The 11,571-nt window shown below is 61.4% G+C and carries 14 protein-coding genes; 13 read left to right on the top strand and 1 reads right to left on the bottom strand.

Annotated elements, in window-relative coordinates; genetic code table 11:
- The 13 genes from fliJ (at position 1) to flhB (ending at position 10,629) form a co-directional block, all read left to right on the top strand.
- Positions 1 to 450 (top strand): flagellar export protein FliJ, encoded by a 450-nt coding sequence (gene fliJ / locus HBJ59_RS11835; protein WP_076015150.1) that lies wholly within the window; start codon positions 1 to 3, stop codon positions 448 to 450.
- 186 nt (positions 451 to 636) lie between these two features.
- Positions 637 to 942 (top strand): STAS domain-containing protein, encoded by a 306-nt coding sequence (locus HBJ59_RS11830; RefSeq protein WP_076015151.1) that lies wholly within the window; start codon positions 637 to 639, stop codon positions 940 to 942.
- Positions 939 to 2,657 (top strand): fused response regulator/phosphatase, encoded by a 1,719-nt coding sequence (locus HBJ59_RS11825; RefSeq protein ID WP_167663647.1) that lies wholly within the window; start codon positions 939 to 941, stop codon positions 2,655 to 2,657. The genes HBJ59_RS11830 and HBJ59_RS11825 overlap by 4 nt, the downstream gene beginning before the upstream one ends.
- A 30-nt stretch (positions 2,658 to 2,687) precedes the next feature.
- On the top strand, positions 2,688 to 3,035 hold the full coding sequence (locus tag HBJ59_RS11820; RefSeq protein ID WP_076015153.1) for an Hpt domain-containing protein: 348 nt from the start codon (positions 2,688 to 2,690) through the stop codon (positions 3,033 to 3,035).
- A gap of 637 nt (positions 3,036 to 3,672) precedes the next feature.
- A complete protein-coding gene (locus HBJ59_RS11815) occupies positions 3,673 to 5,043 on the top strand; it encodes a flagellar hook-length control protein FliK (protein WP_167663646.1) in 1,371 nt (456 codons plus the stop codon).
- A 223-nt stretch (positions 5,044 to 5,266) separates the two neighbouring features.
- A complete protein-coding gene (fliL, locus tag HBJ59_RS11810) occupies positions 5,267 to 5,767 on the top strand; it encodes a flagellar basal body-associated protein FliL (RefSeq protein WP_167663645.1) in 501 nt (166 codons plus the stop codon).
- Between the two features lie 9 nt (positions 5,768 to 5,776).
- Positions 5,777 to 6,745 (top strand): flagellar motor switch protein FliM, encoded by a 969-nt coding sequence (fliM, locus tag HBJ59_RS11805; protein ID WP_010166091.1) that lies wholly within the window; start codon positions 5,777 to 5,779, stop codon positions 6,743 to 6,745.
- Positions 6,746 to 6,779: 34 nt separating this feature from the next.
- Positions 6,780 to 7,247, top strand: coding sequence for a flagellar motor switch protein FliN (gene fliN / locus HBJ59_RS11800; RefSeq protein WP_063028102.1), 468 nt, complete (start codon positions 6,780 to 6,782; stop codon positions 7,245 to 7,247).
- Between the two features lies 1 nt (position 7,248).
- Positions 7,249 to 7,683, top strand: a complete 435-nt coding sequence (fliO, locus tag HBJ59_RS11795) for a flagellar biosynthetic protein FliO (RefSeq protein WP_167663644.1) — start codon at positions 7,249 to 7,251, stop codon at positions 7,681 to 7,683.
- Complete coding sequence (fliP, locus tag HBJ59_RS11790) at positions 7,683 to 8,426, top strand: flagellar type III secretion system pore protein FliP (RefSeq protein WP_003214554.1); 744 nt, start codon at positions 7,683 to 7,685, stop codon at positions 8,424 to 8,426. The genes fliO and fliP overlap by 1 nt, the downstream gene beginning before the upstream one ends.
- A 3-nt stretch (positions 8,427 to 8,429) precedes the next feature.
- Positions 8,430 to 8,699: a flagellar biosynthesis protein FliQ gene (gene fliQ, locus HBJ59_RS11785; RefSeq protein WP_003214552.1), complete on the top strand. Its 270-nt coding sequence runs from the start codon at positions 8,430 to 8,432 to the stop codon at positions 8,697 to 8,699.
- A 13-nt stretch (positions 8,700 to 8,712) separates the two neighbouring features.
- On the top strand, positions 8,713 to 9,489 hold the full coding sequence (fliR, locus tag HBJ59_RS11780) for a flagellar biosynthetic protein FliR (protein WP_167663946.1): 777 nt from the start codon (positions 8,713 to 8,715) through the stop codon (positions 9,487 to 9,489).
- A 3-nt stretch (positions 9,490 to 9,492) separates the two neighbouring features.
- Entirely contained in the window at positions 9,493 to 10,629 is a 1,137-nt protein-coding gene (gene flhB / locus HBJ59_RS11775) for a flagellar biosynthesis protein FlhB (RefSeq protein ID WP_093207489.1), read from the top strand.
- Positions 10,630 to 10,797: 168 nt separating this feature from the next.
- Here flhB and HBJ59_RS11770 read toward each other — a convergent pair whose 3' ends face one another.
- Positions 10,798 to 11,070, bottom strand: a complete 273-nt coding sequence (locus HBJ59_RS11770; protein WP_076015159.1) for a DUF6124 family protein — start codon at positions 11,068 to 11,070, stop codon at positions 10,798 to 10,800.
- Positions 11,071 to 11,571: the final 501 nt, after the last annotated feature.

The raw sequence follows: 11,571 nt of genomic DNA, 5'->3' as shown, positions 1-11,571 counted from the left end.
ATGGCCAATACCCGCGCCGCACGCCTTGCCCCGGTGGTGGACATGGCCGAAAAAGCTGAAAAAACCGCCGTCCAGCGCCTGGGTTACTTCCAGGGCCAGGTTCGCCTGGCGGAAAGCAAACTGGGCGACCTGGAACGCTTTCGCGGCGAGTATCAGCAACAGTGGATCGAGCGCGGCAGCAAGGGCGTCTCCGGCCAATGGCTGATGGGCTACCAGGGCTTCCTTAACCAACTGGAAACCGCCGTCGGCCAACAGCGCCAGAGCCTGGCGTGGCACCAGGCGAACGTCGACAAGGCCCGCGACAGCTGGCAACAGGCCTACGCCCGGGTCGAAGGCCTGCGCAAACTGGTGCAACGCTACATCGACGAAGCCCGCGCACTGGAAGACAAGCGCGAACAGAAACTGCTTGATGAGCTGTCCCAGCGCTTGCCGCGTCAGAGCCAGTATTAACCGCGCCGCAGCCCCCTGTAGGAGCGAGCTTGCTCGCGAAGGTCGTCAACGATAACGCGGGGCGATCAGGATTTACGCGCTGGTCTTGCGTTCTTCGCGAGCAAGCTCGCTCCTACATGGAGTTGCCCACTTCCCCATCACCTGCTAAACCTTGTTGCACATTGCCAATGACAAGGAAGCAGTCGTATGTCAGTCGAATCAGAAGTGTCCCTGGATGGGAAGAAAGCGACGATCACCGTTAAGGGGCGATTCGATTTCGGTAGTCACCAGGCTTTTCGTGATGCCTACGAAAAGTTCTACAAGGTGCCCGAGATCTACGTGGTGGACTTGAAGGAAACCACCTACATGGACAGCTCTGCCCTGGGCATGCTCCTGCTGCTGCGGGACCATGCCGGCGGTGACAATGCCGAAGTGCAGGTGGTCAACAGCAACTCCGACGTGCGCAAGATCCTCGCCATCTCCAACTTCGACAAACTGTTCGATCTCACTTGAGCGTCCTGGCCCCGGTCCTTGAGGCGCTGACGGTATTGATCGCCGAAGACAGCGCCGCCGATTTGCTATTGCTGTCGAGCATCGTGCGTCGTCAGGGCCACCAGGTACTGACCGCCAGCAACGGTGAGGAAGCTGTGGAAGTGTTCATCCGCGAGCGGCCGCAATTGGTGTTGATGGACGCACTGATGCCGGTAATGGACGGCTTCGAAGCGGCCCGGCAGATCAAGCAACTGGCGGGGGAGGCGCTGGTGCCGATCATCTTCCTGACTTCCCTGCGCGAGAGCGAAGCCCTGGCCCGGTGCCTGGATGCCGGCGGCGACGACTTCCTGGCCAAACCCTATAACCAGGTGATCCTCGCGGCGAAGATTAACGCCATGGACCGCCTACGTCGCTTGCAGGCCACGGTGTTGCAGCAGCGCGACCTGATCGCCCGGCACCACGACTATCTGCTGCAGGAGCAGCGGGTCGCCAAGGCGGTGTTCGACAAGGTCGCGCATTCCGGCTGCATCAATGCCGCGCCGAATATTCGCTACGTGCAATCGCCCTACGCGCTGTTCAACGGTGACCTGTTGCTGGCTGCCTACACGCCATCGGGTGATATGCATGTGCTGCTGGGTGACTTTACCGGCCACGGTTTGCCGGCGGCGGTCGGCGCGATGCCGCTGGCGGAAGTGTTCTACGGCATGACTGCCAAGGGCTACGGCCTGGCGCAGACCCTGCGGGAGATGAACGCCAAGCTCAAGCGCATCCTGCCGGTGGACATGTTCTGCTGCGCCACCTTGCTGTGCCTCAGCGCCCAGCGCCGCGTTGTGGAGGTGTGGAACGGCGGCATGCCCGAGGGTTATGTGCATGACATCGCCACCGGCAAGCGCACGCCGCTGGTGTCGCGGCATTTGCCGTTGGGCGTATTGGCGGCCGAGGCGTTTGATGACCGCACTGAAGTCTGGCCGATGGCGCTGGGCGACCGGGTGTTTCTGCTGTCGGATGGCGTGCTGGATACCGCTGATGTCCATGAGCAACTGTTTGGCGCCGAGCGTTTGCAGCAAGTGTTTGCGGCCAACCGTGAGCCGGACCGGTTGTTCGAGGAGATTGAGCAAGCCCTGGCGGCTTTTCGTGGCGAAGTGCGTGATGACGTCAGCATGGTGGAGATCAGCCTGCAGGCGGGTGAGCCATTGCGTTCGCCGTCGGTGGTGTATTCCGACAGTGGCCAGTCGTCGCCGCTGGATTGGTCGGTGAGCTTTGAGTTTCGTGCCGAGACGCTCAAGTCCTACAACCCGTTGCCGTATCTGTTGCAGCTGCTGTTGGAGATCCATGTGCTGCGGGAGCAGAGCGGGGCGTTGTATAGCGTGATGGCTGAGTTGTATTCCAATGCCCTGGAGCATGGGGTGCTGGGGCTGGATTCGCGGCTCAAGCGTGATGCTCAGGGGTTTGCGGCGTATTACCGTGAGCGTAATGAGCGGCTGGCGCGGTTGGACAGTGGGTTTGTGCGGGTGCACCTGGATGTAGTGCCGACCGGGGAGGGTGGTTGTCTGACCTTGCGGATCGAGGACAGCGGGCCGGGGTTTGATGTGGAGGCGGTGCTGGCCAGGCCGCTGGATGTTGACCGTCTGTCTGGTCGGGGGTTGAGCCTGGTGCGGCAGTTGAGCAGCCAGGTAGGCTGGTCTGACGGCGGGCGGTGTGTGTGCGTGGAGTTTTCATGGAAGGCTCTGGCATAATCCGCCGATTCTTGATCAAGGAGCGAACAAGTGGCAGAGATTCATCTGGACCCCGATGTGCTGACTGGCTTGCAGGAGGTCATGGAGGGTGAGTATCCGAAGTTGCTCGACACGTTTCTCGATGACTCGCAGAAGCGGGTAGAGGCGTTGCGCAGGGCTCGTGATGATGCCAAGGCGTTGGGGCGGATTGCGCATAGCTTTAAGGGGAGCAGCGGTAACCTTGGGGCGGTGCGGTTGGCTGAGCTTTGTCAGTTGCTCGAGGATACGTCGGCCAAGCCTGTGCATGCGGACCTTGGGGGGTTGGTGGACGAGATTGACCAGGAGTTTTCGCTGGTGCGGCCGTTGTATGAGCATGAGCGGGGGCGGTTTCAGCTTTGACGCTTTTGGTGTGTATATCCGTTATTTAGGTAACGGCGGCTTATGGTTCCGCTCTAACAGCGGGTCACTTTTGAAAAGCGTGTAGGAGCGAGCTTGCTCGCGAAAAACCTGAGACCGCCGCGTTCATCCAGAATGCCAGCGTCATCGTTAACGGCCTTCGCGAGCAAGCCCGCTCCCACATTTGGACCGTGCCCGCTTTAGCTTCTGATTTTGCTGTTGCTGTTGCTGTTGCTTCACCACACTCAAGCCGGCCGGGAGGCCGCTGTGCTTGATCTGCTTTTGATCTTGATCTTAGGCGCCCCGTTAAACCACGCTGGCCGAACGCAGGCTTTGGAGCGTGGGTAACCCGGCAGGACGCCGGGTTAGCCGCGCTGGGCCAAGGATGGCCCATCGCGGCGGCCCACGCTCCAAAGCCGGAGTGAGGGCACACCGAGCCTAGGCGAGGTGCCGAGTGGTGGGGCAAGAGCCTTTTGGTTACTTTTGGGCTCCTTTCAAAAGTGACCCGCTGTAAGAGCGGAACCCATACAAGCCATCACCCAAATAACGGATATACACCCCCAAACCAAAACCTGGCCCAACTCTTGCTCTACCTCCTGTAACCGCACCCTCGACCCCTGTGCGGCGGAGACTCTTATCTATGGCAATCACCCCGAATTCGCTCCTGCAGGCGGCCCCCGCGGCCAAGCCTCAAGCGCCCGCTGCCAATCCACCGGCAGTGGCTGCGGACCCGCGGGACAAGGCCCCGGGCTTCGCTCAGGTGTTCGCCAAGCAAGCCCCCGCGCCCTCGGCAAAACCCACCGACACCACCACCAAATCGACCCGCGACAAACCTGCGGACGCCAGCACCAAGCCCGCCGCCAACAACGACAAGCCTGCCGCCGGCACTCCATCAGTTGCCGATAACGGCAAGACTTTGCCTGCCACCCCGCCGGCCAAGTCCGACACCCCGGACACCACCGCCAAGACCGACGACACGACCCCGGCAGACGACCCAACCCTGGCCCAGCAACCCCCGGTCGACCCAGCCGTCGACCCGGCGCTGATGGCCGCGGTAGTGCCTGTCCCGGTACCCGCAACGCCAACGCCCGTCGAAACACCGGCACCGGTCGCGGCGAAAGATGACAAGTCCCAGCCAGTAGTAGCGCCACCCGTGGCCGCCACCGACGACGCCAAGCCGGCCTTCGACCCAGAAGCCGACCCGCTGGACGCAATGCCCGCCGTACGCCTGGCCATGGAGCAGGGCGGTCACGTGTCCGCCAGCAGCCAAACCCCAGCCAAAGGCACGCCGGCCCCGACCCAGGACCAGCCAACGGCCGCGCAAAACTTCGCCACTGGCCTGGCCAGCATGGTCGACCAGCAAGCGACCAAGGACAGCACCGACCAGGGCGGCGACAAAGCCTTCACCGGCCTGATCGATGGCGGCCTCAAAGACCTGAAAGACGCCCGCAGCGACACCCGTGTCGACGATTTCGCCAACCGCCTCGCCGCGCTGACCCAGGCCGCCACCCCGAAAACCGCAAATGCCCTGCCACCGGTGGCCAACGCACCACTGGCCATGCACCAGAGCGGCTGGACCGACGAGGTGGTAAACCGGGTCATGTACCTGTCCAGCGCCAACCTCAAGTCGGCAGAAATCCAGCTGCAACCGGCTGAGCTGGGTCGCCTGGATATCAGTGTGAAAATGTCTGCCGACCAGCAGGCGCAGGTCACCTTCATGAGTGGTCACGCGGTGGTTCGTGAAGCACTGGAAAGCCAGTCAGGCCGCCTGCGGGAGATGTTTGCCCAGCAGGGCATGGGCCAGGTCGACGTCAACGTGTCCGACCAGTCCCGTGGCTGGCAGGGTCAGCAGGGCCAGGACCAACAACAGCAGAACCAGGCACGCGGCGTCAGTGGCAGTGGCGGGCGGGGTGATGGGGTTGATGGCGGCGGTATTGGTGAGTTGGCTGAAGTTGCCGCGCCGGTGGTGCAGTCCATCATTGGCTCCAGCGCCGTGGACTATTACGCCTGATCCAAGGCCTGGCGATGATCGAAATGTGGGAGCGGGCTTGCTCGCGAATACGGAGTGTCAGTCACCGTTACAGGTGCTGACCCACCGCTTTCGCGAGCAAGCCCGCTCCCACATTGGTTTTGCAGTGTCGGCGAAACCGTGATCAAACAGACAACTCTGGCATAACACTTGCTCTTGCCTTTCCCCAGAACTATGAATCCCTGAATAGTGACGGATTATTGGCATGGCGAAGAGCGACGACGTAGCAACACCACCCGCAGGCAAGGGCAAGCTCAAGCTTATCCTGCTGATTGTCCTGGCCTTGTTCCTGGCGATCGGCCTGTCCGTGGGGGCTACCTGGTACTTCATGCACAGTGCCCAGAGCAAACCGGCCGCGACGGCCGAGGTCAACCCTAACGTCAAGCAACCGGCAATCTTCGAGCCGATGCTTCCGGCGTTTGTCGCCAACTTCAATCAGAACGGCCGTCAACGCTACCTGCAGGTGAGCATTACCCTGCTGGCGCGGAACCAGGCAGACCTGGATGCCCTCAAGGTGCACATGCCAGTGATCCGCAACAACCTGGTGATGCTGTTCTCCGCACAAGGCTTCGACACTCTCGCCACTCCGGTGGGCCAGGAAATGCTGCGCCAGAAGGTCACTGCCAGCGTGCAGGAAGTGGCCCAGAAGGAAGTCGGCAAACCGGTGATCGAGCAGGTGCTCTTCACTAATTTCGTATTGCAGTAGGATCACGACATGGCCGTGCAGGACCTGCTGTCCCAGGATGAAATCGATGCGCTGCTCCACGGCGTCGACGATGGTCTGGTACAGACCGAAATGGCTGCCGAGCCCGGCAGCGTCAAAAGCTACGACCTGACCAGCCAGGATCGCATCGTCCGTGGACGTATGCCGACCCTGGAGATGATCAACGAGCGTTTCGCCCGTTACACCCGCATCAGCATGTTCAACATGCTGCGCCGCTCGGCGGACGTGGCGGTGGGCGGTGTGCAGGTGATGAAGTTCGGTGAATACGTGCACTCGCTGTACGTGCCCACCAGCCTCAACCTGGTCAAGATCAAACCGCTGCGCGGCACCGCGTTGTTCATCCTCGACGCCAAGCTGGTGTTCAAGCTGGTGGATAACTTCTTCGGCGGTGACGGCCGTCACGCCAAGATCGAAGGCCGTGAATTCACCCCGACTGAATTGCGCGTGGTGCGCATGGTGCTGGAACAGGCCTTCATCGACTTGAAGGAAGCCTGGCAGGCGATCATGGAAGTCAATTTCGAGTACATCAACTCGGAAGTGAACCCGGCCATGGCCAACATCGTCGGCCCCAGCGAAGCCATTGTGGTCTCCACCTTCCACATCGAACTCGATGGCGGTGGCGGCGACCTGCACGTAACCATGCCGTACTCGATGATCGAGCCGGTGCGCGAAATGCTCGACGCCGGCTTCCAGTCCGACCTCGACGACCAGGACGAACGCTGGGTCAAGGCCCTGCGCGAAGACCTGCTGGACGTCGACGTGCCCCTGAGCGCCACCGTGGCCCGTCGCCAGTTGCGTTTGCGGGATATTTTGCACATGCAGCCGGGGGACGTGATTCCCGTTGAACTGCCGGAAGAACTGATCATGCGCGCCAACGGCGTGCCGTCGTTCAAGGTCAAGCTCGGTTCTCACAAAGGCAACCTCGCGTTGCAAGTGATTGAACCGATCAACCGCCGCTGATCCACACTAATTTCTGCTCCGCCGAGGACATGTAATGGCTACTGAACACGAAAACACTTCCGCCGAAGACCAGGCCCTGGCTGACGAGTGGGCGGCTGCGCTGGAAGAAACCGGCGATGTCGGCCAGGACGATATCGACGCGCTGCTGGCGGCCGATGCGGCCACCGCACCGGTGGGCAACCGCCTTCCCATGGAAGAGTTCGGCAGCGTGCCGAAGAACAACGAGCCGGTGACCCTGGACGGTCCGAACCTGGATGTGATCCTCGACATCCCGGTGTCGATCTCCATGGAAGTCGGCAGCACAGAAATCAACATCCGCAACCTGCTGCAACTCAACCAGGGTTCGGTGATCGAGCTGGACCGCCTGGCCGGCGAGCCGCTGGACGTGCTGGTCAACGGCACGCTGATCGCCCATGGCGAAGTGGTGGTGGTCAACGAGAAGTTCGGCATCCGCCTGACCGACGTGATCAGCCCGAGCGAACGCATCAAGAAGTTGCGTTGATATGAAGCGCTCATTGGTAGGACTGTTATCGACGCTGCCCTTGAGCGTACTGGCAGCAGAACCGGTCGCCCAGGCAGCCGCACCGGCGCTCGGCAGTGGCGTTGGCGGGCAACTGACCCAGCTGGTGCTGGGCTTGTTGTTGGTGGTGGGGCTGATCTTCGTGCTCGCCTGGGTGTTGCGCCGCGTACAGCGCATCGGCCCGGGCAATGCTCAGGTGATTGAGCTGGTGGGTTCGCGCGCCCTTGGCCCGCGGGACCGGCTGGTGCTGGTGCAAGTCGGCGAAGAGCAGATCCTGCTGGGCATCACCCCCGGCCGCATCACACCGTTGCACGTGCTCAAGCAGCCTGTGGAAGTGGCCCAGACCCAAGCGGCCACGCCGGAATTCGCCCAGCGCCTCATGGAGTTGCTGGGCAAGGATCAGAAGGATAAGAAGTAATGCGCGTTTTATTGACGCTCATGCTGTTGCTGGCCGCGCCGCTGGCGTACGCGGCAGACCCGTTGTCGATCCCGGCGATCACCCTGGGCACCAACGCGGCGGGCGCGCAGGAGTATTCGGTCAGCCTGCAGATCCTGCTGATCATGACCGCGCTGAGCTTCATCCCGGCGTTCGTGATGCTGATGACCAGTTTCACTCGCATCATCATTGTGTTCTCGATCCTGCGTCAGGCCCTCGGCCTGCAACAGACGCCGTCGAACCAGATCCTGACCGGCATGGCGTTGTTCCTGACGCTGTTCATCATGGCGCCGGTGTTCGACAAGGTGAACCAGCAAGCCTTGCAACCGTACCTGGCGGAGAAAATGACCGCCCAGGATGCGATCGACAAAGCCCAGGGCCCGATCAAGGATTTCATGCTGTCGCAGACCCGCTCCAGCGACCTTGAGTTGTTCGTGCGGCTGTCCAAGCGTACCGACATCGCCAGCCCCGACATGGCGCCGCTGACCATTCTGGTGCCGGCGTTCGTGACCTCGGAGCTGAAGACTGCGTTCCAGATCGGCTTCATGATCTTCATTCCGTTCCTGATCATCGACCTCGTCGTGGCGAGTGTGCTGATGGCCATGGGTATGATGATGCTGTCGCCGCTGATCATTTCGTTGCCGTTCAAGATCATGCTGTTTGTGTTGGTGGACGGCTGGGCGCTGATTATCGGCACCCTGGCCGGCAGTTTCGGTGGGGTGTAGACGATGACGCCAGAAGTAGCGGTCGACCTGTTTCGTGAAGCCCTGTGGCTGACCACCATGATGGTCGCCGTGCTGGTGGTGCCGAGCCTGTTGGTGGGCCTGCTGGTGGCGATGTTCCAGGCTGCGACCCAGATCAACGAACAGACCCTGAGCTTCCTGCCGCGCCTGCTGGTGATGCTGATCACCTTGATCGTTGCCGGCCCGTGGCTGGTGCAAACCTTCATGGAATACATCCTGCAGCTGTACGGCAGTATTCCGCAGTTGATCGGCTGACCCCGTGAATTCGATGTTGGCGTTGACCGACACCCAGATCAGCGCCTGGGTGGCCTCGTTCATCCTGCCGTTGTTCCGGGTCACGGCGGTGCTGATGACCATGCCGGTGTTCGGTACCACGCTTGTGCCGCGGCGCATTCGCCTGTATTTCGCGGTGGCAATTACCGTGGTCATCGTGCCGGGTTTACCGCCGATGCCGCCGGTGAACGCGCTGGACCTCAGTGCGCTGATGCTGATCGCCGAGCAAATCATCATCGGCGCCTTGCTGGGATTCTCGCTGACGCTGTTCTTCCAGGCCTTCGTGATTGCCGGGCAAATCATCTCGATCCAGATGGGCATGGGCTTCGCGTCCATGGTCGACCCCACCAACGGCGTCTCGGTGGCGGTGATCGGGCAGTTCCTGACGATGCTGGTGACCTTGCTGTTCCTCGCCATGAACGGCCACCTGGTGGTGTTCGAGGTCATGACCGAAAGCTTTACCACTTTGCCGGTGGGCAGCGGGCTGGTGGTCAATCACTTCTGGGAGCTGGTGGGGCGCCTGAGCTGGGTGCTCGGCGCCTCGTTGCTGCTGGTATTGCCGGCGATCACCGCGCTGCTGGTGGTCAACATCGCCTTTGGCGTGATGACCCGGGCGGCGCCGCAATTGAACATCTTCTCTATCGGTTTCCCGTTGACCCTGGTGCTGGGCATGGGGATTTTCTGGGTCGGCATGGCTGACATTCTCAATCAGTATCAACCGCTGGCGACTGACGCCTTGCAGTTCTTACGTGACTTGGCGCGGGCGCGGTAAGCCATGGCCGAGAGCGAGAGTGGCCAGGACAAAACAGAAGACCCCACGGAGAAACGTAAAAAGGACTCCCGGGAAAAGGGCGAGATTGCCCGTTCCAAAGAGCTCAACACCCTGGCGATCATGCTCGCCGGCTCCGGTGGCCTGCTGATCTACGGCGGTGGCTTGGCCCTGGACCTGATGGAGTTGATGCGCCTGAACTTCTCCCTGCCCCGTGAGGTGCTGCTCAGCCCGGGTGCCATGGGCTTGTACCTGCTGCACTCCGGCAAGATCGCGATCCTCGCGGTGCAACCGATCCTGATCACCTTGTTGCTGGCCGCACTGATCGGCCCGATTTCCCTCGGTGGCTGGCTGTTTGCCGCCGGCAGCATGGCGCCCAAATTCAGCCGGATGAACCCGGGGCCCGGGCTCAAGCGGATGTTTTCCACCAAGGCCCTGGTGGAACTGCTCAAGGCGTTGGCCAAGTTCATCCTGATCCTGTTTGTGGCGTTGACGGTGTTGTCGTCCGACATCGACGACCTGCTGCGCATCGCCCATGAGCCGATCGAGCTGGCGATCATCCACAGCGTGCAAGTGGTGGGCTGGAGTTCGCTGTGGATGGCCTGTGGGTTGATCATCATTGCTGCGGTGGACGCGCCGATCCAGCTGTGGGAAAGCCACAAGAAACTGCTGATGACCAAGCAGGAAGTGCGCGACGAGCACAAGGACCAGGAAGGTCGGCCCGAGGTCAAGCAGCGGATTCGCCAACTGCAGCGCGAGATGTCCCAGCGCAAGATGATGGCTGCCGTTCCCGACGCCGACGTGGTTATCACCAACCCGACTCACTACGCCGTAGCGCTCAAGTACGACCCGGAGAAGGGCGGGGCGCCGATGTTGCTGGCCAAGGGCAGTGATTTCACGGCGTTGAAAATCCGTGAGATTGCCGTGGCCAACGACATCCTGCTGCTGGAGTCGCCGGAGTTGGCACGGTCGATCTTCTACTCCACCGACCTGGACCAGGAGATTCCGGCCGGGCTCTACCTGGCGGTGGCTCAGGTGTTGGCGTACGTGTATCAGATCCGCCAGTACCGCGCGGGCAAGGGCAAACGTCCGGATCCGCTCAAAGACCTGCCGATTCCGCCGGATTTGCGTCGGGATTCCTGAGTTTTGTAGCGCCTGTGCCGGCCTCTTCGCGAGCAAGCCCGCTCCCACATTCGACCGCGTTCCTACCGGGTGTACACGGTCAAATGTGGGAGCGGGCTTGCTCGCGAAGGCGTCCGCCCAAACAACAAAAATCCCCCTGAGCGTTCCCGCAATTGCATCTGGCAACGTTTAAATCGCAGGCGAGGGCGCTATGTCATCCAGCACCCGATCGGCCAACAGTCGCGCTACCTCAATCAACTGCGCAATCCCCAGCGCGCCTTCCCGTCGCGATCCTTCCAGCTCAAAGGCAAAGTCGCAGGTCAGGGCATGGGCCGAAGCCAGTGTTTCGGTGAGGTTGACCAGCAAGTCTTCGGCGCTGATGCCGTCGATGACGGTGAATAGTACGACGGGGGAGTTGTTGGTTTCGGAACCGAGTGGAGGATTTGGTGTGGGTTTAATCATTGTGAAGCTCCTGAATTAAATGGAGCTGCCACTTATCGCCGCGACGCGATTGGGTGGTAGCTGTACGCAGGTTCGCGGACCGGGATCAGGAAACCGGCATACCCGAAGGTATCCCGCGCACAGCCACCATGGCGCCGCACAGTAGACGATAAAAAGGCGTCAACTGAAAGCGGACAATGGCGCTTTGCGCCTGAATTCACTCGGGCCGCGACGCCCGCCCGCTGCGTTTGCAGCGGTGCCCGAAGACTAGAGATCGACTTTCCCACCAGCAACCCTAAATACCTGTCGGACGTTTCGCCATCTCCCGCGAACGGGCTTGTGTGGCGAGGGAGCTTGCTCCCGCTGGGGTGCGAAGCGCCCCCAAATAAAGTTATCGCGGTTATTCAGGCAAAACGCGTAAGCCGTTCTGGGGCTGCTGTGCAGCCCAGCGGGAGCAAGCTCCCTCGCCACAGGTGATGGGTTTACGGAGGTAGTGCCTGGCTGCCCGCGAGGCCGATCTGC

Origin of the sequence: Pseudomonas sp. AN3A02 (genome assembly GCF_011765255.1) — a bacterium.
Classification (GTDB): domain Bacteria; phylum Pseudomonadota; class Gammaproteobacteria; order Pseudomonadales; family Pseudomonadaceae; genus Aquipseudomonas.
This window is presented reverse-complemented; position numbering and strand designations above follow the sequence as displayed.